Annotated in this window: 30 protein-coding genes; 12 read left to right on the top strand and 18 right to left on the bottom strand. The window is 69.5% G+C overall.

Annotated elements, in window-relative coordinates; all coding sequences use genetic code 11:
• Positions 1-2: 2 nt before the first annotated feature.
• The 12 genes from QTI45_RS16660 to nac form a co-directional block, all read right to left on the bottom strand.
• Positions 3-845 (bottom strand): ABC transporter substrate-binding protein, encoded by an 843-nt coding sequence (locus QTI45_RS16660; RefSeq protein ID WP_286370267.1) that lies wholly within the window; start codon positions 843-845, stop codon positions 3-5.
• 54 nt (positions 846-899) lie between these two features.
• Positions 900-1,634 (bottom strand): amino acid ABC transporter ATP-binding protein, encoded by a 735-nt coding sequence (locus QTI45_RS16655; protein WP_286370561.1) that lies wholly within the window; start codon positions 1,632-1,634, stop codon positions 900-902.
• 98 nt (positions 1,635-1,732) lie between these two features.
• Positions 1,733-2,488, bottom strand: a complete 756-nt coding sequence (locus QTI45_RS16650; protein ID WP_286655204.1) for an amino acid ABC transporter permease — start codon at positions 2,486-2,488, stop codon at positions 1,733-1,735.
• A gap of 3 nt (positions 2,489-2,491) precedes the next feature.
• Complete coding sequence (locus QTI45_RS16645) at positions 2,492-3,193, bottom strand: amino acid ABC transporter permease (RefSeq protein WP_286370265.1); 702 nt, start codon at positions 3,191-3,193, stop codon at positions 2,492-2,494.
• 28 nt (positions 3,194-3,221) lie between these two features.
• Positions 3,222-3,974, bottom strand: a complete 753-nt coding sequence (locus QTI45_RS16640; RefSeq protein ID WP_286370560.1) for an SDR family oxidoreductase — start codon at positions 3,972-3,974, stop codon at positions 3,222-3,224.
• Positions 3,975-4,145: 171 nt separating this feature from the next.
• Positions 4,146-4,910 (bottom strand): LamB/YcsF family protein, encoded by a 765-nt coding sequence (locus QTI45_RS16635; protein WP_286370264.1) that lies wholly within the window; start codon positions 4,908-4,910, stop codon positions 4,146-4,148.
• Between the two features lie 18 nt (positions 4,911-4,928).
• A complete protein-coding gene (locus tag QTI45_RS16630; RefSeq protein ID WP_286655203.1) occupies positions 4,929-5,360 on the bottom strand; it encodes an acetyl-CoA carboxylase biotin carboxyl carrier protein in 432 nt (143 codons plus the stop codon).
• Positions 5,357-6,346: a 5-oxoprolinase subunit C family protein gene (locus QTI45_RS16625; protein ID WP_286655202.1), complete on the bottom strand. Its 990-nt coding sequence runs from the start codon at positions 6,344-6,346 to the stop codon at positions 5,357-5,359. The genes QTI45_RS16630 and QTI45_RS16625 overlap by 4 nt, the downstream gene beginning before the upstream one ends.
• Positions 6,343-7,014, bottom strand: a complete 672-nt coding sequence (pxpB, locus tag QTI45_RS16620; RefSeq protein ID WP_286655201.1) for a 5-oxoprolinase subunit PxpB — start codon at positions 7,012-7,014, stop codon at positions 6,343-6,345. The genes QTI45_RS16625 and pxpB overlap by 4 nt, the downstream gene beginning before the upstream one ends.
• Positions 7,011-8,363: an acetyl-CoA carboxylase biotin carboxylase subunit gene (accC, locus tag QTI45_RS16615; RefSeq protein ID WP_286655200.1), complete on the bottom strand. Its 1,353-nt coding sequence runs from the start codon at positions 8,361-8,363 to the stop codon at positions 7,011-7,013. The genes pxpB and accC overlap by 4 nt, the downstream gene beginning before the upstream one ends.
• A gap of 10 nt (positions 8,364-8,373) precedes the next feature.
• On the bottom strand, positions 8,374-8,823 hold the full coding sequence (locus QTI45_RS16610; protein WP_286655484.1) for an acetyl-CoA carboxylase biotin carboxyl carrier protein: 450 nt from the start codon (positions 8,821-8,823) through the stop codon (positions 8,374-8,376).
• Positions 8,824-8,958: 135 nt separating this feature from the next.
• Complete coding sequence (nac, locus tag QTI45_RS16605) at positions 8,959-9,909, bottom strand: nitrogen assimilation transcriptional regulator NAC (protein ID WP_286655199.1); 951 nt, start codon at positions 9,907-9,909, stop codon at positions 8,959-8,961.
• Between the two features lie 158 nt (positions 9,910-10,067).
• On the opposite strand from nac, the gene QTI45_RS16600 reads away from it, so the two are divergent.
• The 9 genes from QTI45_RS16600 (at position 10,068) to QTI45_RS16560 (ending at position 17,222) form a co-directional block, all read left to right on the top strand.
• A complete protein-coding gene (locus QTI45_RS16600) occupies positions 10,068-11,276 on the top strand; it encodes an aspartate transaminase (RefSeq protein ID WP_286655198.1) in 1,209 nt (402 codons plus the stop codon).
• Between the two features lie 50 nt (positions 11,277-11,326).
• Positions 11,327-11,998 (top strand): RraA family protein, encoded by a 672-nt coding sequence (locus QTI45_RS16595; RefSeq protein ID WP_286655197.1) that lies wholly within the window; start codon positions 11,327-11,329, stop codon positions 11,996-11,998.
• A gap of 14 nt (positions 11,999-12,012) precedes the next feature.
• Positions 12,013-12,786, top strand: a complete 774-nt coding sequence (locus tag QTI45_RS16590) for a glucose 1-dehydrogenase (RefSeq protein ID WP_286655196.1) — start codon at positions 12,013-12,015, stop codon at positions 12,784-12,786.
• A gap of 8 nt (positions 12,787-12,794) precedes the next feature.
• A complete protein-coding gene (locus QTI45_RS16585) occupies positions 12,795-13,832 on the top strand; it encodes an L-idonate 5-dehydrogenase (RefSeq protein WP_286655195.1) in 1,038 nt (345 codons plus the stop codon).
• Positions 13,833-13,952: 120 nt separating this feature from the next.
• Entirely contained in the window at positions 13,953-14,240 is a 288-nt protein-coding gene (locus tag QTI45_RS16580; protein WP_286370254.1) for a hypothetical protein, read from the top strand.
• A gap of 142 nt (positions 14,241-14,382) precedes the next feature.
• Positions 14,383-14,985: a DUF1326 domain-containing protein gene (locus QTI45_RS16575; RefSeq protein ID WP_286370253.1), complete on the top strand. Its 603-nt coding sequence runs from the start codon at positions 14,383-14,385 to the stop codon at positions 14,983-14,985.
• A gap of 39 nt (positions 14,986-15,024) precedes the next feature.
• Entirely contained in the window at positions 15,025-15,855 is an 831-nt protein-coding gene (locus tag QTI45_RS16570) for a DUF2182 domain-containing protein (RefSeq protein ID WP_286370252.1), read from the top strand.
• A complete protein-coding gene (locus QTI45_RS16565; protein WP_286655194.1) occupies positions 15,848-16,735 on the top strand; it encodes a DMT family transporter in 888 nt (295 codons plus the stop codon). Before QTI45_RS16570 ends, QTI45_RS16565 begins: the two co-directional genes overlap by 8 nt.
• Positions 16,736-16,895: 160 nt before the next feature.
• The gene (locus QTI45_RS16560) at positions 16,896-17,222 is read left to right on the top strand and encodes a GYD domain-containing protein (protein ID WP_286370250.1); all 327 of its coding nucleotides are present in this window, start codon (positions 16,896-16,898) and stop codon (positions 17,220-17,222) included.
• A 34-nt stretch (positions 17,223-17,256) separates the two neighbouring features.
• Here the strand turns inward: QTI45_RS16560 and QTI45_RS16555 are convergent, their stop codons facing one another.
• Both QTI45_RS16555 and QTI45_RS16550 read right to left on the bottom strand, forming a co-directional pair.
• A complete protein-coding gene (locus tag QTI45_RS16555) occupies positions 17,257-17,754 on the bottom strand; it encodes a flavodoxin family protein (RefSeq protein WP_286655193.1) in 498 nt (165 codons plus the stop codon).
• A 39-nt stretch (positions 17,755-17,793) separates the two neighbouring features.
• Positions 17,794-18,783: an alpha/beta fold hydrolase gene (locus tag QTI45_RS16550; RefSeq protein WP_286655192.1), complete on the bottom strand. Its 990-nt coding sequence runs from the start codon at positions 18,781-18,783 to the stop codon at positions 17,794-17,796.
• Positions 18,784-18,900: 117 nt separating this feature from the next.
• On the opposite strand from QTI45_RS16550, the gene trkA reads away from it, so the two are divergent.
• From trkA to QTI45_RS16535, 3 genes are all read left to right on the top strand, one after another.
• A complete protein-coding gene (gene trkA / locus QTI45_RS16545) occupies positions 18,901-20,367 on the top strand; it encodes a Trk system potassium transporter TrkA (RefSeq protein ID WP_286655191.1) in 1,467 nt (488 codons plus the stop codon).
• A gap of 17 nt (positions 20,368-20,384) precedes the next feature.
• A complete protein-coding gene (locus tag QTI45_RS16540; RefSeq protein WP_286655190.1) occupies positions 20,385-21,851 on the top strand; it encodes a TrkH family potassium uptake protein in 1,467 nt (488 codons plus the stop codon).
• A gap of 148 nt (positions 21,852-21,999) precedes the next feature.
• Positions 22,000-22,398: a GNAT family N-acetyltransferase gene (locus QTI45_RS16535; RefSeq protein ID WP_286370245.1), complete on the top strand. Its 399-nt coding sequence runs from the start codon at positions 22,000-22,002 to the stop codon at positions 22,396-22,398.
• Between the two features lie 25 nt (positions 22,399-22,423).
• Here QTI45_RS16535 and QTI45_RS16530 read toward each other — a convergent pair whose 3' ends face one another.
• The 4 genes from QTI45_RS16530 to QTI45_RS16515 form a co-directional block, all read right to left on the bottom strand.
• On the bottom strand, positions 22,424-22,567 hold the full coding sequence (locus QTI45_RS16530; protein WP_286370244.1) for a hypothetical protein: 144 nt from the start codon (positions 22,565-22,567) through the stop codon (positions 22,424-22,426).
• Between the two features lie 140 nt (positions 22,568-22,707).
• Complete coding sequence (locus QTI45_RS16525; RefSeq protein WP_286655189.1) at positions 22,708-23,697, bottom strand: Bug family tripartite tricarboxylate transporter substrate binding protein; 990 nt, start codon at positions 23,695-23,697, stop codon at positions 22,708-22,710.
• Positions 23,694-25,547 carry an AMP-binding protein gene (locus QTI45_RS16520; protein ID WP_286655188.1) on the bottom strand — a complete coding sequence of 618 codons (1,854 nt, stop codon included), beginning with the start codon at positions 25,545-25,547 and terminating at the stop codon, positions 23,694-23,696. Before QTI45_RS16520 ends, QTI45_RS16525 begins: the two co-directional genes overlap by 4 nt.
• Before the next feature lie 96 nt (positions 25,548-25,643).
• Positions 25,644-26,435: a helix-turn-helix transcriptional regulator gene (locus QTI45_RS16515; RefSeq protein ID WP_286655187.1), complete on the bottom strand. Its 792-nt coding sequence runs from the start codon at positions 26,433-26,435 to the stop codon at positions 25,644-25,646.
• Between the last annotated feature and the right edge of the window lie 19 nt (positions 26,436-26,454).

Genomic DNA, 26,454 nt, shown 5'->3' with positions numbered 1-26,454 from the left:
GCTCAGGGCAGCAGTTCGAACTTCAGCTCGGCCAGCGGCGTGACCTTCTCTTCGCGCGTCATCTTGTATTCGGTGTTCGGGCCGAGCCACTTGTTCCAGAGCTTGTCGAGCTCGCCCTTCTTCTCGAGCGAATAGAGCGCCTCGTTGACCTTGGCCAGCAGCGCCGGCTCGTCCTTCTTCATTCCGATGCCGATCGGCTGCAGCACCATCGGCTCCTTGATCATCTTCAGCGCCACGCCCTCGGTCTTCGACTGGTTGACCAGCTTGGTGATGGTCATGGTATTCGCCACCATGCCCATCGACTTGTTCTGCTGCACCGCCATGAAGGCCGAGCCGGTGTCCTGGAAGGTCACGGGCTCGGAGCCGTTCATCTTGATCGACAGCTCCGAGGTCGAGCCCTTGGTCGAGCTCAGGCGCTTGCCCTTGAAGTCGGCCTTGGTGGTGCCGGGGTCGGAGGCCTTCACCGCCAGCATCTCCTTGGCGACATAGTACGGGTCGCTGAACTGGATCTGCTCGCCACGGCTCTTGGTGTAGGCCAGGTTGGCGATGGTCACGTCGACGCGGCCGAGCTTGACCTCGGGCACGCGGGCCTCGACCGACAGCGGCGTCACCTTGGCCGTCAAGCCGAGTTCCTTGGCGATCGCATTGCAGAGGTCGACGTCGTGGCCCACCATCTCGCGCGTCTTCGGGTCCGGCGCCGCGAAGGGCGGCACGTCGGCGAAGGTGCCGCACTTGAGTTCCTTGCGCGCGCTGATGTCGCTCCACTGGTCGGCCTGGGCCGCGAGCGAGCACGCGCAGAGGGCCGCAGCGAGGGCGGCGAGACGAAACACGTTGGCATTCGACATGGGGAGCTCCTGGGAAGAATATCGGGTGAACGACAAAAGGGGAAACGGATCGGCTCAGTGCGCCCGCAGGTCCGACAGGAATCGCTGCGCGCGCGGGTGCTCGGGGCGGGTGAAGAAGGTCTCGGGGTCGGCCTTCTCGAGAATGCGGCCGGCGTCCATGAACCAGACGCGGTCGGCGACCTCTCGCGCGAAGTTCATCTCGTGGGTCACGCACATCATGGTCATGCCCTCGTTGGCCAGGCTGCGCATGACCGACAGCACCTCGCCGACCATCTCGGGATCGAGCGCGCTGGTGGGTTCGTCGAACAGCATCGCGGGCGGCTCCATCGCCAGCGCGCGGGCGATCGCGACGCGCTGCTGCTGACCGCCCGAGAGCTGCGCCGGATAGGAATTGGCCTTGTTCGACAGGCCCACGCGCTCGAGCAGCTGGCCGGCCCTCGCCTTGGCCTCGGCGCGCTTGACGCCGAGCACGCGCACCGGCGACAGCATGATGTTGTCGAGCACGGACAGATGCGGGAACAGGTTGAAGCTCTGGAACACGAAGCCGATGCGGCTGCGCAGCTTGTTCAGCGCATGGCTGCTCAGCGGTGCATGGATGTCGTGGCCATCGAACAGCAGCTGGCCGGACTTGATCTCCTCGAGCCGGTTGACGGTGCGGATCAGGGTCGACTTGCCCGAGCCGGATGGCCCGCAGACCACGACCACCTCGCCCTTCTTGACCTCGGCGTTGACATCGGTCAGCGCCTGGTAGTCGCCGTACCACTTGTTGATGTTGGAAAACAGGATCATGGTGTCGTCTTCGCGCGGCTTCTGCCGTGCGCTGGGTTGTTCAAGGGTTTCCATGGTCTGTCTCCGTTCTTTGATTCACTCACCGTCGTGGCGCGGTGTCAGGGGTTGGCTGCCACCGGCGGCAGCGGCAGGCCGTCCTCGGTGCTTGCGGGCGTGGCGCTGCCGAGCCGCTTGTGGGCGATCCGCCGCTCCAGCCATTGCGCCAGCTGCGTCAGGCTGAAGCAGACGACGTAGTAGGTCATCGCCAGGATGAAGAACACCTGGAAGGGCTTGGTCAGCAGCTGGTTGTTGATCTGGTTGGCCGCGAAGGTGAGTTCCTGCACGTTGATCACGTAGCCCAGCGTGGTCTCCTTGATGGTGGAGATGAACTGGCTCAGCATGCTCGGCAGCATGTTGTAGAGCGCCTGCGGGAGGATCACGTAGGCCATGGTCCCCAGGTGGCTGTGGCCCAGGGCGCGGGCCGCCTCGGCCTGCCCCTTCGGCAGCGCCTGGATGCCGGCGCGGACCACTTCCGACAGGTAGGCGCCCTCGTAGATCACCAGCGTGCACAGCATGGTGGTGAAGCCCGAGACATCGTGGCCGATCAGGATCGGCACCAGGAAGTACACCCACAGGATGACCATCAGCAGCGGCACGCCGCGCACGATGTAGACCAGCACCGTCGCCGGCCAGCGCAGCGCGCGCCAGGGGGACAGGCGCGCCAGTGCCAGCAGCACCGAGACCGGGAAGGCCAGCACGATGCCCAGCACCGAGAGGATGAGCGTGGCGACGATGCCGCCCAGCGGCCCGTTCGGGTACTGGCCGACCAGCAGCAGCAGCCAGTTGTCGCGCAGGATGTCGAAGATGCCGAACATGTCTCACCTCGCCCCGGCAACGCGATAGCGGCGCGCGATCCAGGCGCCCACCGCCATGATCAGCATCGAGACCAGCAGGTACATGACGGTCGCCAGGCTGTAGGCCTCGAAGGTGCGAAAGCTCTGGCTCTCGATCTCCTTCACCGCATGCGTGAGCTCGGCGACGCCGATGGCCATCGCCAGGCTGCTGTTCTTGAACAGCGACACGCTGTGGTTCACCAGCGCCGGCACCGCGTTGCGCACCGCCTGGGGCAGCATCACGTGCCGCATCGCGCCGATGTAGCCGTGGCCGAGCGCGCGCGCCGCCTCGGACTGTCCGGCCGGAATGGCGCGCAGGCCGGAGCGCATGTCCTCGCTGAAGTAGGCGGCCTGGCAAAGTCCCAGGGCGACGATGGAGATCAGCGCCTCGGCGTTGTTGTCCGACAGCCAGGCCTGCACCGGGTCGGGCAGCAGGCTGAAGATGCCGAAGTACCAGAGCATCAGCTGGACCAGCGTCGGCACGTTGCGGTGATAGGAGACGTAGGCCGCCACCAGCCGCTCGGCCACCGGATTGGCGCTGAGCCGGACCACCAGCAGGACGACGGCCATCGTCATCGCGAGCAGCCAGGAGCCGACCGCGATCTTCAGGGTCAGCACCATCCCGTGCAGCAGCATGGCGCCGAACTCGGGCTTCAGCAGGATCGCGAGGAGGTCGAAGTCCTTCATGGCGTGCCCTCGTGTGAACGCGCGGCTCTCAGGCCCGCACCGTCTCCGGCTTGGCGGTGGAGAGGCCGCCGGGCACCTGCAGGGTCGGCGTGATCTCCATGTGGCCGATGTTCACCGCGACCGGCGCCGCGATGGCGAAGGCGATGGCGTTGGCGATGTCCGAGGCTTCCGGCAGTTCGTAGCCTTCGACGAATCGCTTGCGCGTCTCCTCGGAGTCGCCATGCACGTGCGCGAAGATGTCCGTCGCCACGCGGCCCGGGCAGATCTCGGTCACGCGGACCCGCTTGCCGAAGCAATCCACCCGCAGCTGGCTCGACAGCATGCTGACCGCCGCCTTGGTGGCGTGGTAGGTGCTGTTGCCGCCGAAGTTGTAGGCCGCGGCGATCGAGCTGATGTTGACCACGTGGCCGTTGTCGCGCGCCACCATGCCCGGAACCACCAGCCGGCAGAGATGCAGCACCGCGCGCAGGTTGACGTCCACCAGCAGGTCGATGCCTTCGGCGTCGGCCTTGAGGATCGAGCCCGGCCGATCCACGCCGGCGTTGTTCACCAGCACGTCGAAGTCGACCTCCTTCGTGAGTGCGGTCACGCCCTGCAGGTCGCTGACGTCGATGGCGTGCGGGATGCAGCCGGTGCGGGCGGCGAGTTCCTTGAGCTTGTCGCCGCTGCGGGCCAGCGCGTGGACCTGCAGGCCCTCCTTGCAGAGTCGCTCGACGACGGCGGCGCCGATGCCGGAGGAGGCCCCTGTCACCAGGGCGGTCTTGTAGTCGGAGAAGGGCATCAGGGTCACTTTCTTTCTGTGGAATGGCGCGATGAATTCACTGTATCGACCGCCGCTTCGGCGCGCCAAGACGGTTTGGCTGTGGAGCGATAAGGCGCCCTTATGTCGCCCCGCAAGGGTGCGCGCCGAGTCAGGGTAAGCACCATGTCCGGGCCTTTTCGAGGGTGCGCTTCAGGCCGGCTGGCGAGAGATCGGGACCACGCGGCCGTGCGCCTCAACCACTTCGCGCACGCCGCGCGCCAGCGCCACCGCGCCGGGCGTGTCGCCGTGGACCAGGATGGAGTGCACGCGCATCGGGATCCGGCTGCCGCCATAAGCGGTGACGGTGCCCTCCTCCAGCAGCTGCCGGACACGGGCCAGCACGCGTTCGGGCTCATGGATCACCGAATCCGGCATCTTGCGCGGGATCAGCAGCCCGGCCTCGTCGCAGGCGCGGTCGGCCAGGAAGGTGGTGCGAACGCGCAGGCCGCAGCGCTCGGCCGCATCCTCGATGGCCCGGCTGGCCGAGGAGCTGATCGTCAGCGCCGGGTCGAAGTCCGCCACCGCGCGCACCAGCGGCGCCGCGAATTCCGCGTCCGCCGCCGCCATGTTCCCGAGCGCGCCGTGAAAGCTCATGTGCGTCATCCGGTGGCCGGCGCTGCGCGCGATGCCGGCCAGGGCGCCCAGCTGGTAGACCACGGCCGCGACCAGTTCGCGCGTGTCCATCTGCATCGGCCGGCGGCCGAAGCCGGCCAGGTCCGGAAAGCCGACATGCGCGCCCACATCCACGCCGCGCGCCAGCGCCGTGCGCACGGTCCGGTCCATGGTCTGCGGGTCGCCTGCATGAAAGCCGCAAGCGACGTTGGCCGAGGAGACGATGCCCAGCAGTGCCTCGTCGTCGCCCATGCGCCAGGGGCCGAAGCCTTCGCCCAGGTCCGCATTCAGGTCGATGTCCATGTCGGTTGTCCTTTGTCGTCAGAAGGGATGCAGGTCGACCAGCGGCGCGCCGTAGCCGACGGTCGCGCCGTCCCCGGCACGCAGCGCGGCGACGGTGCCGGCGCGGGAGGCGAGCACCGGCAGCAGCAGGACGCCGATGCGCAGCAGGCCCAGCGTCTGTCCCGCCAGCACCTCGATGCCGGTGCGCACGAAGGGCGCGGTGGCGCCCGGATGGGCATGCAGGAACACACCGACGGAACCCGCCGTGACGGTGTCCGGGCGCAGCCCGGCCGGGTTGGCCCGGCCCTCGGCCTGCGCGTCGGCACGCTGGCCATGGTCCAGCATCACGACCTCTTCGCCGCGCCGCTCCAGGCGCACGGTGACGCCGGGCATCCGCAGTTCGAGGAAGCCGATGTCGGTCGCCGCCATCCAGCCGGCGATCTCGCGGAGTTCGTGGGGCGCCTTCTTCATGCGGCGGCTCCCATCGGCGCGCTGCGGCGCAGCGCCACCATGCGGGCCACCTTCGCCAACCAGGCTTCCTTCTGCTCCAGCGCGGCCACGGCCTCGTCCCAGCCGGTTTCGACGAAGCGGATCCGGCTGCCGATCGGCGCCTGCCCCAGGCGCCAGAGATCGGCTTCGATCACGGTCCCGAACTTGGGATAGCCGCCCGAAGGCTGGGCATCGCGCATCTGGATGATCGGCTGCCCGCTGTGGGGCACCTGGATCACGCCGGGCACGATGCCGTGCGAACGCAGCTCCATCGGAGCCACCGGCTGCAGGGGCTCTCCGGCCAGGCGATAGCCATAGCGATCGCTCTGTGCCGTGATGCGCCACTCGCCGGCCCAGAAGGCGGCGCGCGATGCGGCTTCGAAACCCAGGTACTCGGCGCCCGGCAGCACCCGCAGCGCGATTAGCCCATCGATCTCCTGGGGCAGGGCCAAGGCCGGCGGCACCAGCCCGAAACCGGTGCGGCAAGCGCGCTGCGGCTCGGCGGCCCGCAGCCGGTCGCCCTTGCGCAATGCGCGGCCCTCGTGGCCACCGAAGGCGCCGCGCATCTGGGTGCTGCGCGAGCCCAGTACCTGCGGCACGTCGATGCCGCCCGGCAGGCACAGCAGCGCCCGGCTGGCGCGCTGCGCGCCCTGGGGCAGGCCCAGCGTCAGCACCTGGCCGGCGCGCGCCTGGTGCGACCACCACGGCAGCAGGGGCGCCGCGTCGAGCCTGGCGCCACAGTCGGCGCCGGTCAGCGCGAAGGCGCAATCCTCGATGAACCGGACCTTGAACGGAAAGACCGGAATCTCGATGCCCGCGGCGCCCGCTTCGTTGCCCAGCAGCAGGTTGCCCGCCGCCAGCGCGAGGTCATCCATGGCCCCGGCGGTGCCGACGCCGAAGCGCAGGCTGCCCAGGCGCCCCAGATCCTGCACGGTCGCCAGCGCGGCGTTGGAAAGTATCTCGATCATGCTTCGATCCCTTCGACCAGGAAGCGGATGCGGTCGCCCGGCTGCAGCGTGGCCGGCGGATTTCGCGCCGGGTCGAAGAAGGCCATGGTGGTGGTGCCGATGGTGTTCCAGCCGCTCGGGCCGGCCGAGGCCGAGACACCGGTCTGTGCACCGCCGATGGACACCGCACCGCCGGGAATGCTGAGCACCGGCACCTTGCGCCGCGGCGTCGCGATGCGCGGGTCCATGCCGCCGAGGTAGCAATAGCCGGGGTGGCTGCCGAGCGCATACACCGGGTACAGCGGCGCGCTGTGCAGCTCGACGATGTTCTCGACCGACAGGCCGGTGTGCGCCACCACGTCGGCCATGTGCGGGCCGCCGGCTCCGCCGTAGATCACCGGCAGCTCCACCACGCGGCCTTCGCGGGCCAGCGGCGTGACGGCTTCCCAGGCGGCTTCCAGCCGCGCCTTCAATGCATCGAGCGCGCGCGGCGGCCGAACGAAGCTCAGCATCAGGTTGTTCATGCCGGGCACGGCCTCGCGCACCTCGGGCCATCCGGCCGCCTCCTGCGCGAGCGCCCAGATGCGCTGCTGCGAATGCAGTTCCAGCGCGCCCGGCGCTTCGAACAGCAGCGCGGTGGTGCCCAGCAGGCTCAGCGTCGGAACCGGTCCAGGGGTCGAGGCAGTCACGGCGTGCTCCTGTGCTGAAGCCAGCGTTCGAGGTGGTGGATGTCGACCCCGCCGATGGCGAAGCCCTCGTCCTGGAGCAGTGCGCGGTGCAGCGGCACGTTGGTCGCGATGCCGTCGACCTGCAGTTCGCCGAGCGCGAGCCGCATGCGGTCGAGCGCGTCCTCGCGGTTCGCGCCATGCACGATCAGCTTGCCGATCATCGAGTCGTAGTAGGGCGGCACGCGGTAGCCCACGCCCGCATGCGAGTCGAAGCGCACGCCGAAGCCGCCGGGCACGCGCCAGCCCGTGATGCGGCCCGGCGACGGCGCGAAGCTGTCGGGGTCCTCCGCGTTGATCCGGCATTCGATCGAATGCCCCCGGCAGGGGACGTCGGCCTGCACGATCGCCAGCCGCTCGCCGCGCGCCATGCGCAGCTGCTGCTGCACGATGTCGATGCCGGTGGTCATCTCGGTCACCGGGTGCTCCACCTGCAGCCGGGTGTTCATCTCGATGAAGTAGAAGGCGCCCTTCTCGTAGAGAAACTCGAAGGTGCCGACGCCCGAGTAGCCGATCTGCCGACAGGCCGCCGCGCAGCTCTCGCCGACCGAGGCGATCAGCGCCTCGTCGATGCCGGGTGCCGGCGCTTCCTCGATCACCTTCTGGTGCCGCCGCTGCAGCGAGCAGTCGCGGCTGCCGAGCCAGATCGCGTGGCCATGGCTGTCGGCCAGCACCTGGATCTCGACATGCCGCGGATGCAGCAGGAACTTCTCGATGTAGACCTCCGGATTGCCGAAGGCGCGCCGGGCTTCCTCGCGCGTGAGCGCAAGCGCCTCGAGCAGCTCGCCCTCTTCCCGCACCACGCGCATGCCGCGACCGCCGCCGCCGCCGGCCGCCTTCACGATCACCGGGTAGCCGACCTCGCGCGCCAGCCGGCGCACCGCCTCCGGGTCCTCGGGCAGGCCCTCGTCCGGACCCGGGACGCAGGGCACGCCGGCCCGGCGCATCGCGCGCTTGGCGGCGACCTTGTCGCCCATCACGCGGATGCAGGCGGCGCTCGGTCCGACGAAGCGCAGGCCGGCCTGCTCGACCTGCTCGACGAAGCCCGCGTTCTCCGACAGGAAGCCGTAGCCCGGATGGATCGCCTGCGCACCGCTCACCTCGGCCGCATAGAGCAGCGCCGACGGGTTGAGATAGCTCAGCCCGGGACTCGCCGGACCGATGCACAGCGCCTGGTCGGCCTGTTGCACATAGGGCGCGTCGCGGTCGGCCTCCGAATGCGCGACCACGGTGTGGAGGCCCAGGCCCCGGCAGGCGCGCAGGATGCGCAGGGCGATCTCGCCGCGGTTCGCAATGAGGACGGTGTCGAACATGATGTCCCTCTCAGACAAGACGGAAGAGGGGCTGGCCGGCCTCGACCTCGTCGCCGGAGCGCACCAGCACCTCGACGACGGTGGCGTCAGCCTCGGCACGCACCTCGTTGAAGACCTTCATCGCCTCGATCACGCACAAGGTCTGGCCGGCCGCGATCTGCTGGCCCGGCTGCACGAACAGCGGCTCGCCCGGCGAGGGCTGCAGGTGGATCACGCCATAGAGCGGCGCCAGGCATTCGTCCGGGCGCGCCGCCAGGGCGTCGGAAAGGTCGGATGCGCGCTGGACCGTGGCCTGCGGGGCCGCATGGTCATCGTCCGCGTCGCGCCCACCCCGGGGCGAGGCGCTCGACACCCCCTGCTTCACCAGCCGCAAGGTGCAGCCGTCTTCGCTGTACTCGAGCTCCGACAGCCCGGAGCTTGCCAACGCGTCGATGAGGTTCCTGATCTGTTCCTGGTTCATGCCGGCCCCGCCGGCGAACGGCGGGATCTCCTTGGTGGCCGACGCATTCCGCGAACGCGTGACGGCAGGCATGAAAGGTAGCCCGCGGGGGCTGCAAAGCCAAAGACGGATTGGCTGTGCCGGGATAAGGCCGGCTTATGACACCACGGGCGACACCGCGTCGGGCAGCGCTTGCGACACCGACGCGGCGCTGTTCGACAGCTCCGTGACCAGCTCGAGCAGGATGTCCTTCACCGCCTGCGCCGGCTCGGAGAGCGGGAGATGGTCCGACTGGCACAGGGCCAGCGGCGCCTCGATCACCGGATCGACGATCTGGAACTGCCAGGCCCCGCAGGCCGCCACCACCTCGCGCGCCATCGAGGCCGGCAGGATGGTGGCACCCAGGCCGTCGGCCACGGCGGCGGTCAGCGTGAAGGCGGACTCGATCTCGGCCACGACGCGCGGCGCGGCGCCCAGCCGGCCGAAAGCGGCATCGACCAGCTTGCGCACCACGTTGTAGGGACGCGGCAGGAAGAGTTCCATGTCGCGCAGGTCGGCCAGCCGCACCGGTTGAGCGGGCGCCGGGATCGAGGCCGGGCCGACCAGGAACAGGGGCTCTTTCAGCAGCGGCAGGAAGGTCAGGCCGTGGATCGCCTTGTCGCCGTAGAGCACGGCCAGGTCCATGCGGCCGTTCATGATCAGCTCGCTCAGCGTGGTGCCGTAGTTCTCGTTCAGGTAGAGCACGATGCCGGGATGGCGCGCCCGAACCGTGCGCAGCAAGGGCAGCGAGAGCGCCGCCGCCGCGGTGCCGGGCGCGAGGCCCACCGACACCTGGCCCGAGACGCCCTGCCCGGCCGCCTCCATGTCGATCTGCGCCTGTTCGCACTGGCGCAGGATGATCTGCGCATGGCGGTACAGCACCTTGCCGGCTTCGGTCGGCGTCACGCCGCGCTTGGTGCGCACCAGCAACTGCTGCCGCACCTCGCCCTCCAGCGTGGCCAGTTGCTGGCTCAGCGCCGGCTGGGCAATGAAAAGAACCTCGGCCGCCTGGGTCAGGCTGCCGATGTCCACGATCTTCACGAAGTATTTGAGTCGCCGCAGGTTCACGGCTGCCTCCGAAGCAAAAGCCGAGCCTAGCACCGGGGCTCGGCACCGGTCATCCGGGCCTTCCATAAGCTCTGCCTATACGACCAGAGCGATGTCGTCTTGGCCTCGGCGAGGCGATCTGCGTACCGTACGGTCCTGCCATCCCACTCCAGCAAGCCATGACCACCACCCGCATCGCAGAGCGCGTCCGCCGCATCAAGCCCTCGCCCAGCACCTCGGCCGCCGACCGCGCCAACGAGTTGCGCCGCCAGGGCAAGTCCATCGTGAATCTCGTCGTCGGCGAGCCCGACTTCGACACGCCGCTGCACATCCGCCAGGCCGCCGCCGCGGCGATGGACAAGGGCGCCACGCGCTACACCCTGATGGCCGGAACCGTCGAGCTGCGCGAAGCCATCGTCGCCAAGCTGAAGCGGGAGAACGGCCTCGACTACGCGATGAACGAGATCATCGCCACCAGCGGCGCCAAGAGCGCGATCTACAACGCCTTCGCGATCACGCTGGAGCCGGGCGACGAGGTCATCGTGCCGGCGCCCTACTGGGTGTCCTACCCCGACATGGTGCTGGCCTGCGACGGCCAGCCCGTGACCGTCGCCTGCCCCGAAGCCAACGGCTTCAAGCTGACCCCCGCGCAACTCGAGGCAGCCATCACGCCGCGCACGCGCTGGCTGCTGATCAACTCGCCGAGCAACCCGACCGGCGCCGCCTACACCGCGGCCGAATACCGGGCGCTGGCCGACGTGCTGCTGCGCCACAGCCAGGTGATGGTGATGACCGACGACATCTACGAGCACATCCGCTTCGATGGCCAGAAGACGCCCCACATCCTCGGCGCCGCACCCGAGCTGCGCGACCGCACGCTGGTCGTCAACGGCGTCTCGAAGACCTATGCGATGACCGGCTGGCGCATCGGCTACGTGGCCGGCCCGGCCGACATGATCCGCGCGATGGACACGCTGCTGTCGCAATCGACCGGCAACTGCTGCTCGATCAGCCAGGCCGCCGCCGCGGCCGCGATGAACGGCGACCAGTCCTTCGTCGCCGAGAGCGTCGCGGTCTACAAGCAGCGCCGCGACCGCACCTTGGCCCTGATCAACGCCATCCCCGGCCTGCGCTGCGCCACGCCGCCCGGGGCCTTCTACCTCTACGTCAGCTGCGAGGGCCTGATCGGCAAGACCACGCCGGCCGGCAAGCTTCTCGCCCAAGACGGCGACGTCGTGATGTACCTGCTGGAAAGCGAAGGGGTCGCGATGGTCGCGGGCACCGCCTACGGCCTCTCGCCCTACTTCCGGCTGTCCATCGCGACCTCGATCGACATCCTCGAGGAAGGCTGCGCGCGCATCTCGCGTGCGGTCGCCGAACTTCGCTGAGCAGCGGCAAAGGCCCCTCGAACCCCAACCTCACCGAACAGGAGACACCCATGCAATTCAAGGGCATCCGCAAGAATCCGTCCGCGCCGCAAGTGAACCCGGCGCACATCGCCGCGCTGCGCGACATCCCGGTCGCGGCGCTGAGCGACAACATGCACCGCAACATCGGCAGCGTCGGCCTCCGGCCCTACCACCGGCCCGGGCCCGGCACGATGACCGGCACGGCGGTCACGATCAGGTCGCGCGGCGGCGACAACCTCACGCTCCTGCGCGCCTTCGAGTTCTGCCGGCCCGGCGACGTGATCGTGATCGACGCCGACGGCGACGTGGCCAACGCGGTCATCGGCGGCATCCTGTCCTTCTATGCCGCCACCATCGGCACCGTGGGCGTCGTGCTCGATGGCGCCATCCGCGACCTGGCCGAGATCCGCGAACGCGACTTCCCGGTCTACGCGCGCGGCGTGAACCATCGCGGACCGTACAAGGACGGGCCCGGCGAGATCAACGTCCCGGTGTCGGTGGGCGGCATGCGCGTGAACCCCGGCGACATCGTGGTCGGCGACCAGGACGGGTTGATGGCCTTTTCGCCGGACGATGCAGAATGGCTCATCGAGAAGGCCCGGGCCCACCTGGCGACCGAAGCCGAGACCATGCGCGCCATGAAGGAAGGGCGCTGGGACCGCAGCTTCGTCGACGCGCTGGAGGCGCGCTGCCCCAACTGACCTGGAGACCCACTTTGAGCCCTGTACTGAAAAGCTTCGACCTCAGCGGGCGCACCGCGCTCATCACCGGCTCGAGTGCCGGCATCGGCTTCGCGCTGGCGCGCGGCCTCGCCGGCGCGGGTGCGCGCGTGATCCTCAACGCCCGCAATGCCGGCAAGCTCGAAGCCGCCGCGGAAGTGCTGCGCGGCGAGGGCCTGCAGGTGCTGACCGCGCCCTTCGACGTCACCTCCGGCGACGCCGTGGCGGCCGCGGTGGCACGCATCGAGGCCGAGGTCGGCGCCATCGACATCCTGGTCAACAACGCCGGCATGCAGCGCCGCGCGCCGCTCGACCAGTTCGCCGAGGCCGACTGGCACGAACTCATGAAGACCAACGTCGACAGCGTGTTCCTCGTCGGCCAGGCGGTGGCGCGCCACATGATCCCGCGCCGCCGCGGCAAGATCGTCAACATCTGCTCGGTGCAGAGCGAGCTGGGCCGTCCCGGCATCGCGCCCTACACCGCCAGCAAGGGCGCCGTGAAGATGCTGACCAAGGGCATGGCGATCGACTGGGGCCAGCACGGCATCCAGGTCAATGGCCTCGGGCCCGGCTACTTCAAGACCGAGCTGACCGAGGCGCTGGTGAAGAACGAGGAGTTCACGAACTGGCTCGTCGGGCGCACGCCCTCGCGGCGCTGGGGCGACGTGGAAGACCTGGTCGGCGCCGCCGTGTTCCTCGCCAGCGATGCCTCCAACTTCGTCAACGGCCACATCCTCTACGTCGATGGCGGCGTGACCGCAACGCTCTGAGAACCACCATGCAAGCCCTCGTCATCCATGCCCCCGGCGACCTGCGCGTCGAGGAGATCGAAACCGCCGAGCTCGGCGCCGACCAGCTGCAGGTGCGCGTGCGCTGCGGCGGCATCTGCGGCTCCGACCTGCACTACTACCAGCACGGCGGCTTCGGCACCGTGCGCATCCAGCAGCCCATGGTGCTGGGCCACGAGGTGGCCGGCATGATCGAGGCGGTGGGCTCCGCCGTCACGGGCTTTCGCCCCGGCGAGCGCATCGCGATCAGCCCGAGCCGGCCCTGCGGCCTGTGCCGCTTCTGCCAGCAGGGCCTGCAGAACCACTGCCTGGACATGCGCTACTACGGCAGCGCGATGCGCAACCCGCATGTGCAGGGCGCCTTCCGCCAGCAGATCGTGGTCGAGACGCACCAAGCCCACAAGCTCGCGGATTCGGTCAGCGACGGCGAGGGCTCGATGGCCGAGCCGCTGTCGGTGGCGCTGCACGCGGTACGCCGCGCCGGCCCGCTGCTGGGCCAGCGCGTGCTGGTGACCGGCTGCGGGCCGATCGGCGCGCTGGCGATCATCGCGGCGCGGCGCGCGGGAGCGGCCCACATCGTGGCCACCGACGTCGGCGCGCTGACGCTCGAGAAGGCCCTGAAGGTCGGCGCCGACGAGGTGGTCAACGTGGCCGAGGAACCCGATGGCCTCAGGCGATTCGCCGCGGACAAGGGCAGCTTCGACGTGCTGCTGGAGGCCAGCGGCAACCCGCGCGCGCTGGTCGGCGCCTTCGAGGCGCTGCGCCCGCGCGGCATCATCGTGCAGCTCGGGCTGGCCGGCGGCGAGATCCAGCTGCCGATCAACACCATCGTCGCCAGGGAGTTCGACCTGCGCGGCGCCTTCCGCTTCCACGAGGAGTTCGCGGTCGCGGTCGAGTTGCTCAACAAGGGGCTGGTCGACGTCAAGCCCCTGATCTCGGCCACGCTCTCGTACCGCGATTCGGCGCGCGCCTTCGCGCTGGCGGCCGATCGCTCGCAGGCGATGAAGGTGCTGCTGAACTTCGATTGATCCAGCGCCGGCCGTTCGCGCCATCGTCCGGACGGCCTAGGCCTTCGAGCCGCCAGCGCGCCCTGCCCGATTGAAGTAAAAAGCGGGGGTGTTCAATCGCTTCCAGCGAAGGAGGGTCTGATGTTCAACATCTTTCAACCCAGCCGAAACGGCCACCTGCGGCGCGTCATGACGCTGCTCGAGGAAGCGCACATGGCGCGCATCGAGCACCAGGCCGCCGCCGAGCATCACGGCGCGCTGGCCCGCATGTATGCGGAGCGTGCGAAGCGGCTCGAACGCGAGCTCTACGGCTCCTCGGCCCTGCCTTCGGGCGAAGGCGCAACGCCCCACAAGTCGGCGGACGACAAGCAGGTCGTCTACGCGCTCGACGCCAACCGCCGCCTCGACGGCCAGGCAAAGAACTCCTAGGCATCGCCGCAGGCAGGAGGCGGCCGGCCGGGCCGTCACCCAAACTGGACTTGACTCTTCGCGCGGCGTAGCATCGTTGGGCCCCTTGCCGCCCGGGCCGCGACGACAAGGTGGTATTCGTGCGGCTTCAACGGAGGTTCGTATGAGCTATCACCTGGAAGGACGTCTGCTGGAGGTGTGCAACTGCAATGTGCTGTGCCCCTGCTGGATTGGTGAGGACCCCGACAACGGCACCTGCGACACCATCGTCGCGTGGCGCATCGACAAGGGCACGATCGACGGCGTCGACGTGGGCGGCAACACCATCGCGGCCGTGGCGCATGTGCCCGGCAACATCCTCGAAGGCAACTGGACCGCGGCGATCTTCGTCGACGACAACGCGTCGAAGGCCCAGGAGGAGGCGCTTCTCAAGGTCTACACCGGCCAGGCCGGCGGCCCGATCGCCGATCTCGCCAAGCTCATCGGCCAAGTCGTTTCGGTGGAGCGGGCGCCGATCCGCTTCACGGTGAAGGAGGGCAAGGGCGAACTCGAGATCGGCAAGGACTACTACGCCGAACTCGAACCCTATCGCGGCGCGACCGGCGGCCAGACCACGCTGTCCGACACCGTGTTCTCGACCGTGCCGGGCGCGCCGGTATTCGTCGGCAAGGCGCCCACCTACCGGTCGAAGAACCCCGCCCTGGGCATCGACCTCGACATCAAGAACCACAACGCCCTGCAAAGCACCTTCGTCTTCGACTGTTGAACGGCCTGCAGACCGACTGCGCAACATGGAAGTCGCCTTGTGAGTGCCGTCCGGGGCGAGAAGCCGGCGCCCCCACCCACGGGCGCTGCCTCGCGTCACCAGCGCATCTTCCTGCCGGTGCTCGCAGCGCTGATCGCGTTGGCGTGGCTGCTGCTCTGGGCCTGGGCGCGCAGCCCGTACGGGCGCTATCTCGCGCACGACGACTGGATGACCTCCGGTCCGGCCGCCTTCCTGTGCCGCGCCGTGCCGGCCGGCAGCGTGCTGCTGCCGATGCTGCTCTACGCCGCCGCCTGGATCCTCATGACGGCCGCCATGATGCTGCCGACCACCCTGCCCCTGTTCAACGCCTTCGACCGGTTGACGGCCGGGCGCCCGGACCATGGGCGCCTCCTGGTGCTGCTCGGCCTCGGCTACGTGGCGGTGTGGGGCGCCTTCGGCCTCCTCGCGCATGCGCTTCACAGCGGCGTGCTGGCGCTGCTCGCCAACTCGCCCACCGTGGCCTGGAACGGCTGGCTGATCGGCGCCGCGACCATCGCGCTGGCCGGCGCCTTCCAGTTCAGCAGCCTCAAGCACCGCTGCATGGACAAGTGCCGCACGCCCTTGAGCTTCGTCATCGAGCACTGGCGCGGCCAAGGCCAGGCGCGCCAGGCCTTCGCGCTCGGCATGCACCACGGCCTGTTCTGCGTCGGCTGCTGCTGGGCGCTGATGCTGCTGATGTTCGTCGTCGGCACCGGCAGCCTCGGCTGGATGCTGTTGCTCGCCGCCGTGATGGCGATCGAGAAGAACCTCCGCTGGGGCCGGCGCCTGAGCGCGCCCCTGGGATTCGCCCTGCTGGGATGGGCCGCCGTGCTGGTGGCGACGAATGCCTGAGGAACGCGGCGGCCCGGCCAGGCTGCGGACGATCCTCCTGACTGCCGCGGCCATGCTGGCCTTCGCCGCCAATTCGCTGTTGTGCCGGCTCGCCCTGCAGCACGGGAGCATCGACCCGGCCAGCTTCTCGAGCATCCGGCTGGTGTCCGGCGCGCTGATGCTCGCCGTCATCGTGCGTCTCAGGTCGGGCCCGGCGCCGTCGGCCGCTGCCGACTGGCTCGCTGCCGCCATGCTGTTCGCCTATGTCGCGTTCTTTTCCTTCGCCTACCTGAGCCTGTCCGCCGGCAGCGGTGCCTTGATCCTCTTCGGCGCGGTGCAACTGACCATGTTCAGCGCCGGACTGCGCGCCGGCGAGCGCTTCGGCCCGATGGCGTGGACCGGTTTCGTGCTGGCCGTCGCGGGGCTCTTCTACCTGGTGTCGCCGGGGATCGCCGCGCCGCCGCCGCTGGGTGCGGGCTTGATGGCCATTGCCGGCATCGCCTGGGGCGTCTACTCGCTGCGCGGCCGCGGCGTCGCGGATCCGCTGGCCGCGACCGCCTCCAACTTCGCGCGGGCGGCTCCGGTGGCGCTGCTGCTGAGCCTGCTGTTCGCCAGCCGGATGCACGCGGATGCGCACGGCGCGGCCCTGGCGATCGCCTCCGGCGCCATCACTTCCGGCATCGGCTACGTCATCTGGTATGCCGCCCTGCCCGGTCTGTCCGCGATGCGCGCAGCCACGGTGCAGCTGTCGGTTCCGCCGATCGCCGCCTTCGGCGGGGCGCTGCTTCTTTCGGAGGCGATCTCGCTGCGGCTCGCGCTCGCTTCGGGCGCGATCCTCGGCGGCATCGCGCTGGTGCTGATCGGCAAGGCGCGCAAGGCGGGCCCGCAACGAACGGCCTGAAGCTGACGCGCAGACCCGCCTGCAGTGAGGGAAAAGCAGGCCCGCATTGCATTCCGCCTTCGACGGAGTAAAAGCGAACCGGCCGCCACGAGGGACCCGGGCGGCGCCGGGCCGCGGGCCCGGATTCGTTGCGGCCCCGGTTTCAAGATTGGAGACGCGCATGCCTACCTACATGACTTGCTTCAGCTACAACACCGAAGGCTGGCAGAAGCTGGCCAAGAACCCTGAAGACCGCAGCGCCCCGGTCAAGGCGCTGATCGAGAAACTGGGCGGCAAGCTCCTCAGCATGTACTACATGGCGGGCGACCACGACGGCTTCATCATCTACGAAGCACCCGATGCCAAGGTGGCGGCCACGGCGGTCATCGCGGTCGAGCTCGCCGGGCATGTACGCAGCCTCAAGACCTCGCAGCTCTACACCGTCGCGGAAACCGTCGAGCTCCTGGGCAACGCAGGCAAGCTGGCCTATCCGCCGCCCAAGGGCTGAACGCCGGCGCGGCGCGGCAGGAGCGCCCGGGCGCTCAGAACACGCCGAGCGCCATCCCCGCCGCCAGCGCGGCACCCAGTTCGCGGCATTGCGCGAGGTCGTCGGCGCCGATCTGCTTGGGCCGCGCGATGGCCTCGGGCGTCTGCGCATGGGTGCACACGATCAAGGCCGGCGCGATGGAGCGCAGCCGCCAGCCGGTGGCGATGCGGTCGATCTGGCGCGCGGCGTTCTGGCCGTCGCTGCCCGCGCACACCAGCGCGGCATAGGGCCGGCCGTTGATGCGGTCGAGCGCGGCGTAGTAGCAGCGGTCGAAGAAGTCCTTCATGAGCCCGGCCATCGCAGCCAGGTTCTCGGGCGTGGCGAACACGTAGCCGTCGGCGCCCAGCACGTCCTCGGGCTGGGCCTCCGGCGCCCGCAGCAGGCGCACCCGCACACCGGCTTCGGCGCCTGCGCCGGCGGCGGCGGCCTGCGCCATCTGCGCGGTGCCGCCGGTCATGGTGTGGTAGACGACGAGCAGCGTCTTGGGAGTCATGCCGCCCAGCATAGCGGCCCGGCCCGATGAGGGGCCGACTCAGTCGTCCTTGCCCCTGGAGCGGTCGTTCAGGAACTCGAAGGTGGCCTGCCAGGTCTGCGGCGAATTCAGGATGCCGAGGTGCCCGGTGCCCAGGACGAGGTCGTAGGCGCCCTGCCCCGTGAGCACGATCTCGCGCGCGCCGCGCAGGCTCGCGCTGCGGGAGAAGTCGGTCGGCTTGCCGAAGGAATCGACGGCGGGCACCGGCGCGATCACGCCGTCCTGCACCGGGAAGTAGACGAAGCTGGCATCGCCGTTGCGGATCACCAGCACCCGCGTGGGCCCGTCGTTCTCGTTGCGGCCGTTGCGGCCGTTGAGCAGGCGCAAAAACGGCGTGTCGGGCGAGCCCAGTTCCTGGCAGACATCGCTCGCCGGCGTGAAGCCGCCCGCGGCCGGGGCCTGGAAGTAGTTGGCGGGGTCGGGCGAGCAGTTGATGATGCCGTGGTTGGGCCCGTCGATGGCCACGAAGCGGCGCACCAGCTGCTGCGCCTCGTCCTGGCGGATCCACTCGCGCGCCAGCGTCACGCCCAGGCTGTGGCCGACGATGTCGACCCGCCTGGCGCCCGTGAACTCCATCACCGCGCGCACGAAGCGCCGCAGGTCGGGCACGTTGGCCGCATTGGTGTGGGCGATGCTCGAGCGCCGTGTCTGGTCGGCCGCGAGGTCGCATTGGTCGCCCTGGTAGCCCACGCCCCACAGCTCGCTGGTGGCGTAGCCGTGGTCGGCCAGGTATTGGGCCAGCGCCTGGATACGCCCCAAGGGATTGCAGGGCGTGGGAAACGGCGTGTCGTTGTTGCCGTGAATGAAGATCACCGGCGTTCGCGTCACCGCTCCGGCGGCGCCGAAGCCGATCAGGGGCTTGCGCAGCGAAGTGTCTTCGATCGAGGGGAAGCCCGCCGGCAGCGTGCTGCCCACGAGGCCGGCCGCCTGCGCGGCGGCCGCGGCCACGAAGGTGGCGAGCGCGGCGGCATGTCGAATCCACGGTTTCATCGGCGGGCTCCTTCCTCAGCGCCGGCGATGATGCCGACAAACCCCCGCCGTGGCAAGGATCACCGGCGCTCGGGCCTCGCCCTTCAAGCGTATAAAGCGTCCCGGAGAGTCCAACACTTGAAAATCATCATCCTCGGCGCAGGCCGGATCGGCGAGAGCGTGGCCGGCACGCTGGTGTCCGAGCGCAACGACATCACCGTCATCGACACCGACGCGGTGCGGCTGCGCGAACTCGAAGAACGCATCGAACTGCGCGGCGTGGTGGGCAGCGGCATCGAGCCCGACGTGCTGGCCGAGGCTGGTGCGCGCGATTGCGACATGCTGATCGCCTGCGCCGCGCAGGACGAGACCAACCTCGTGTGCTGCAAGGTCGCCTACCAGGTCTTCGGCATCCCGACGCGCATCGCGCGGGTGCGCTCGAGTGCCTTCAAGGAAGACAGCCCGCTGCTCGGCAAGGAGGGCTTCGCGGTCGACTGCGTGATCTGCCCCGAGGAATCGCTGACGCGCTACATCGGCAAGCTGGTCGAGTACCCGGAGGCGCTGCAGGTGCGCGAGTTCGCCAACGGGCTGGCCTGCCTGGTGGCGGTGCGCGCGGTCGCCGGCGCGCCGATGGTGCGCCACAGCATCGCCGAGCTGCGCGAAACCGTGCCCGGTGCCGACATGCGCATCGTCGGCATCTACCGCCGGCTCGAGAACGAGCCCGACCGCTTCATCATCTGCGAAGGCCCGACGCTGATCGAGGCCGGCGACGAAGTGTTCGTGCTGTCGGCGCGCGAGCACCTGCCGGCGGTGCTGTCGGCGCTGCACCGCTATGACAAGGCGGACCATCGCGAGGTCGAGCGCATCATGATCGCGGGCGGCGGCCGCGTCGGCCTGCGGCTCGCCAAGCAGCTGGTCGAGACCGGGGGCAACTACCAGATCAAGGTGCTCGAGCGCGACCACGCGCGCTGCGTGCAGCTGGCCTCCGAACTGCCGGGCAGCGTGCTGGTGCTGCATGGCGACGGCACCGACGAAGACCTGCTGGAAGACGAAGGCATCGAGAACATCGACTTGTTCCTCTCGCTCACCAGCGACGACGAGGACAACATCATGGCCAGCCTGCTGGCCAAGCGGCTCGGCGCGCGGCGCGTGCTGGCGCTGATCAACCGGCGCAGCTATGCCGACCTGATGCACGGCACCCAGATCGACATCGCGCTGTCGCCCGCGCAGACCATGCTCGGCGAGCTGCTGGCCTATGTGCGCCAGGGCGACGTGCAGGCGGTCCACAGCCTGCGCCGCGGCGTGGCCGAAGCGCTGGAAATCGTGGCGCGCGGCGACCGCAAGACCTCGCGCGTGGTCGGCCGCCGGATCTCGGACATCCAGCTCCCCAAGGGCGCGCAGTTCGGGCTGGTGATGCGCGGCCTGCCGGAGATCGGCGAGGGCGAGCCTCCGGCCGGCACCGCGGCGCCGATCCCGGCGCAGGTGATCATCGCGCGCGGCGACACCGTGATCGAGAGCAACGACCACGTCGTGATCTTCGTGCCGCGCAAGCGCCAGGTGCGCGACGTGGAGAAGCTGTTCCGCGTCAGCGCCACCTTCTTCTGACGCCACCGGCCTCGTCCATGAGCGACTTCTTTCCGGTGCTGCGCGTGCTCGGCGCGCTGTTGACTTTCTTCTCGTTCGCCATGTTCGTGCCGTGGATCATCTCGTGGACGCACGCCGACGGCCTGCGCCATGTGTGGGCCATCTCGGCGGCGATCTCTTTCGCCTGCGGCGGTGCGTTGTGGGGCGGGCTGCGCAAATACAAGCGCGAGCTGCAACCGCGCCACGGCATCTTCCTGGTGTCGTTCACCTGGGTGCTGCTGCCGCTGTTCGCCACGCTGCCGATGATGTGGTCGCTCGACAGCATCGGACGGCCGATCAACTTCACGCATGGATACTTCGAAGCGGTGTCGGGGCTCACGACCACGGGCGCGACGGTGCTTGCCAAGCTGGACGACCTGCCGGTGTCGATCAACGTCTGGCGCACCTTCCTGCAATGGCTGGGCGGCATGGGGATCCTGGTGCTGGCGGTGGCCATCCTGCCGCTGCTGGGCGTCGGCGGCAGCCAGCTCTTCAAGGCCGAGGTGGCCGGCCCGATCAAGGACAGCAAGCTCACGCCGCGAGTGAAGGAAACCGCCAAGGGACTGTGGGGCATCTACGCCACGTTCTCGGCGGCCTGCTTCCTCGCCTACTGGGCCGGCGGCATGACGGCCATCGACGCGATGATGCACATGTTCGCCACCGTGAGCCTGGGCGGTCTCTCGTCCCACGACGCGAGCTTCGCGCATTTCGGATCGCCGCTGCTCGAAGGCGTGGCCGTGATCTTCATGCTCGCGGCCAGCTGCAACTTCGCGCTTTATTTCGTCGCCATGCGAAAGGGTCACTGGCGCGGCTTCTGGCGTGACCCGGAACTGCGCGCCACGCTGATCGCGCTGATCGGCGGCGGCCTGCTCGTGGCGGTGGTGCTGTGGGTGAAGGGGGTCTACGGGCCGGTGGATGCGCTGCGCTATGGCGTCTTCCACACCATCTCGGTCGGCAGCACGACCGGGTTCGCGACCGTCGATTACCTGGCCTGGCCGGTGTTCGCGCCGCTCTTCATGCTGCTGCTCTCGGGCGTGGCGACCAGCGCCGGTTCGGCCGGCTGCGGCATCAAGATGGTGCGGGTGCTGATCCTCGTGAAGCAGGCGCGGCGCGAGATGACCCGGCTGGTGCATCCGCGAGCGGTCCAGCCGGTGACGCTCGGCAGCATGGTGGTCGACCACCGCGTGATCTTCTCGGTGCTGGCCTTCATGCTGGTCTACGGCGTGACCACGATCTCGCTGAGCATGCTGCTGGTGCTGACCGACCTCGACCCGGTCACGGCCTTCAGCGCGGTGCTGGCCAGCGTGAACTGCACCGGGCCGGGGCTCGGCACCGTCGGGCCGGCGGGCAACTTCAGCGGCCTGACGGATTTCCAGGTCTGGGTCTGCACTTTCGCGATGGTGCTCGGGCGGCTCGAGATGCTGAGCTTCATCGCGCTGCTGACGCCCTCGTTCTGGCGCAAGTGAATGCGCTCCGCCACCACCGGCCCGGCCCAATGAGACGCCGGCGGGCATTTCCGCTTGGGGAAAGTCCCCAGGCCGGAAACCGATTTCGAGACGCTGCACTGTTGCTGTAGCGCAATAGCGGCCCTCGCACGGCGGCTACGATGGGCTCATGGACTGCACGACCAAACTGGAGGCCGAGCTGGACCTCTGCTTCGCATGGCTCACACAGTTCGAGGCCAGCATCCCTCGGGCGCACGACGTCGTCTCGCGCTGGTACACGAGCGCCGCGCTCCAGGCGTACCTGCGCTATTCCTGGTTCAAGGCCTCCACGCCGGGAGAGCCGGCGCTTTGCCTGGCCCACGTCCACGTGGCCGAGGACGCCCGAAGCCAGGGGTACTTCGCGCGGCTGGTCGAGCGCTTCCTCGACGGCAGCGACGGCCTGCAGGCACGCGTGCTCTATCTCGAGAACATCGCGAGTCCCAGGTTCGAAGGCTGGCTGCTTCGCGTCGGGTTCCAGCGCTGCGCGCACAGCGCCGGCGAGTTCTCCGCGTACTACCTGGTCCGCTGACAGACATGCCTGCAGGCGGCCGCTGTCACATGCCGGCGTTCGACATGCGCTCGACCTGGCAGGCGTAGCTGCCGGGCTGGGTCGAACACACCGAGAACTGGCGGGGCTGCGGATTTCCCGAGCAGCCTGCCAGCACGAGCAGCAAGGTCGCGACCGTGAGCCTGAACATGAGACCTCCTTGGAGGCGTTGGTTTTCAGGCAGGTTAAGCAGGTCGGCGCGCGGGCGCAACCGACACGATCAACGGCCACGAAGCCCCGGTGGACTTCGGCCCGCCCCGCCCTGCGCTCGATGCAGCGCGCGGGCGTGTCTCAGTCGCCCTTGAAGCCGGTCGCCGCCACCACCTTCTTCCACTTCGCAGTCTCGTCGACCACCATCCTGGCGGCCTCGGCCTGGCTGGTGCCCAGTACGCTGAAGCCCGCCTCTTCGAGCCGGCGGCGCACATCCGGCGTGCGGACCGCGGCGATGGCCTGTTCGTTGAGCGTGGCGATCACGCCGGGCGGCGTCCCGGCCGGCACGAACAGCACGAACCAGGCCGAGAAGTCGGCCTTCGGAAAGCCCGACTCCGCGAAGGTCGGCACCTCAGGCAACAGCGGCGAACGCTGCGGCGCCGTGGTCGCCAGGGCGCGCATCTTGCCGCCCTTGACCTGGGCCGTGGCCAGGGCCGTCGACACGAAGGCACCCTGCACGTCGCCCGCGATGATCGCCGACACCGCATCGCCGGTGGCCCGGTAGTGGACCGGCTCGACCTTGAAACCCGCCTGCTCGGCGAACATCTCGGCCCCGAAGTGGCCCGGCGTGCCGGCGCCGAAGGTGCCGAAGTTGGTCTTCTCGCGGCTGGCGGCGGCGAGCTTGGCGAACTCGGCCACCGTGCGCGCCGGCGACTGGTTGGGCACCACCAGGATGAAGTCGGTGCGGACCACCTCCGACACCGCGACCAGTTCCTTCGCCGGGTCGTAGCCGAGCCTGGAGAACGCGGCCGGCGCGATGCTGATCGCGCTGACATCGGCGATCAGCAGCGTGTAGCCGTCGGGCGGACTCTTGGCGACGAACTGCGCCGCGATCTGCCCGCCCGCACCGGCGCGGTTCTCGATCACCAGCGGCTGCTGGAGCAGATCGCCCAGGCGCTGGCCGAGGGTGCGCGCGACCACGTCGGGCCCGGTGCCGGGCGCGAAGCCGACCGCCAGCCGCAGCGAGCGACTGGGAAAGGCCTGCGCGAACGCAGCCGAGGGCGCGATCGCGGCGGCCGCCAGGCCCAGGCCGCCGAGCAGGCAATGTCTGCGTGAGGATCTGAAAGTCATCTTTCTGGGTCTCCATTGGAATGTTGTCGCGAGAGCCGGTACTCGAGCGCGAAGCCGCTCATCAGCTTTCGGATCCGCGCCTCGAGGCCGGCGTCGGCGACCGCCGAGAACTCGGCCACCGGGCCGCGCGGCTCCAGCAGCACGTCGAGCGCGACGAGGGTGTCGAGTCCTTCGCCCGCCAGGCGGTCCGCCAGCACGGCACGCACCGCCTGCGCCCTCAGTTCGGGCTTGAACAGCTTGCCGATGGCGGTCGTCGGCAGCGCGTCGAGCACCACGATGCGCTTCGGGAACGCCGGCCGCTCGGGGATGAACTGCTGCGCGAAGTCATGCAGCGCGGCGGCCGTGACCGCGGCACCGGGGCGCAGCGAGACGAAGGCGACCGGGATTTCGCCGGCGTACTCGTCGGGCGCGCCCACGGCCGCTGCCATCAGCACGTCGGGGTGCCGCAGCAGCGCGTCCTCGATCACGATCGGGTCGATGTTGTGGCCGCTGCGGATGATCAGGTCCTTGGCCCGGCCGGTCACGAACACGCGGCCCTCGAGATCGATGTGCGCGATGTCGCCCGACACCAGCCAGCCGTCGTCGGTGAAGGTCCCGGCGTTGCGCGATGCCTCGGTGTAGCCGGGCCCGACGTTGGGACCGCTGATCTGCAGCACGCCGTCGACGCCGGCCGCGACCTCGAGGCCGAGCTCGTCGACCACCCGCAGCCGCGTGAACGGCAAGGCGAGGCCGACCGAACCCGCCACGCGCGGCCCCGCCACCGGCTCGATCGCGATGACGCCGCCGCACTCGGTCATGCCGAGGATGTTGCGCACCGGGATGCCGAAGCGCTGCTCGAAACCGTCCGCCAGCTCGGTCGGCAGCGGCGAGCCGCCGGTCAGCAGGGCGCGCACGCTCGAGAGGTCGGCATCGCCGCGCTCGACGCCGAGCAGGGCCGAGATCACGGTCGGCACCGTGGCCAGCAGGCTGACGCGATGGCGCTCGACGCAGCGCCAGTAGGCTTTCACGAAGTCGAGGTTGCGCATGCCCAGCAAGGTGGGCAGCAGCACTTCGCCGCCGGCCAGCAGGGTCGACAGGCCGTAGACCATCGAGCCCGCCACATGGAACAGCGGGAAGCCGTTGAGGATCACATCGGCCGGGCCGGCGCCGTACATGCGCGCCGCGCCCCAGGCTGCATGCAGCTGGTTGCGCTGGGTCTGCATGGCCAACTTGGGGCGGCCGGTGGTGCCGCCGGTGTGAAACAGCGCCGCCAGCCGGTCGGGGTCGTCGCCGGGCGCCACGAAATCATCGGCGCGGGTGGCAGCCAGCTCGCGATCGAAATCGAGCACGGCGCCATCGCCGGCCGGCGCGCCGACGGCCAGCACGCAGCGCAGCTTCGGACAGCGCGCGCGGATCTCGGCGATGCGCGGCCAGATGTCGAGTTCCGCGTTCGGCCCCAGCGCCACGAGGATGTTGGCCTCGGCCGCGCAGAGGAGCTCGGCGATGTGCTCCGCGCCCAGCAGGTAGTTGACCGGGCAGGCGACGCCGGCCGCCTCGGCGCCCCAGAGCGTGAAGTAGGCCTGGGGAATGGCCGGCAGCAGCATCGCCACCCTCGGCGCTTCGTCGCCGGAGAGGCGCTGGAACAGGCGCGCGGCGCGGCGGACTTCGGCGACGAAGCCGGCGTGGGTCCAGCTGGCCGGAGGCTGCTGCAGATCGGCCGCAGGGATGTAGGTCAGGGCGCGCCTGTCGCCATGCAGGCGGGCCGAGTGCTCGAGCGCCTCCAGCACCGAGGCGTGCGGCAGAAACTCCGCGTACGGCCGCGACTCGATCTGCCGCACCTGCTCGCGATCACGAATGCCTGGAACGCTCACCGGACTTCCTCGCTGGGGCGGCGCGGGATGCGCCACCGGAGCCGGCAGGATAGGAGCAAGCGCCGCCCGACCTTGTCTGCTGCGATGGGGACCGGGCTAACCCTGATGCGCCAGGGCCATCGCGAACAGCTCGTTGCGATGGTGAATCCCGAGCCGCTCGAAGGCCCGGTCGCGGTAGGTCTTGACGGTGCCGGCCGAGAGGCCCAGGTCGGCCGCCACGCCGTCGTAGGTCCATCCCATCAGCAGTCTCTCGCAGACCTCGCGCTCGCGCCGCGGCAGGCCGAGCAGCGGGCGCGCGTCCTCGACCACCGGCACCGGTGCCGGACACGACAGGCGCAGCTGCAACTCGACGCAGGCGATCAGCGGCGCACCGAGTTCCTGCAGCAGCGCCAGCTCGTTGTCCTGAAAACCGCACTGGCTTTCGTTGCGGTAGAGGTTCAGCGCCAGCAGGCTGCCGTCGTCGCAGCGGCGCACCAGCGAGACCCGCTCGCGCAGCCCGTTGGCGGTGTAGATCTCGCGCCGCTGCACGCGCGAGATCTCTTCGGCATGCAGATGGGTCAGCGAGCTGGCGCCCGGGCGCGTCTGCCTGGCCGGATCGAAGCTGCGGTCGGCGCGGTAGAGCCCCTGTCGATAGACACGAAAGGCCGCCGCGGTGCGGTCCCGGGCCTCGAAGCTGGCGTTCAGGTGAATCTCGGGCGGCCCCTGCTCGTGCAACCGGTACACCGACCACCAGCAGACCGGCAGCATCCGGTTGATGTGCGCCAGCGCCCGGCGGGAGAAATCGTCGGCGCCGACGCTCCCGATCAGCCCTGCCAGGGCCAGCGAGTTGGCGCTGGGTCCGCCGGCCGCGGCCAAGCCACTCGTCGCTGCGAGCGGGACAAATTGCATCGTCTTGCCTCCTGTGCGG

This window comes from Variovorax saccharolyticus, assembly GCF_030316765.1.
GTDB classification, from domain to species: domain Bacteria; phylum Pseudomonadota; class Gammaproteobacteria; order Burkholderiales; family Burkholderiaceae_C; genus Variovorax; species Variovorax saccharolyticus.
Note: the sequence above shows the minus strand (reverse complement) of the source record. Positions and strands in the feature narration are given on the sequence as shown.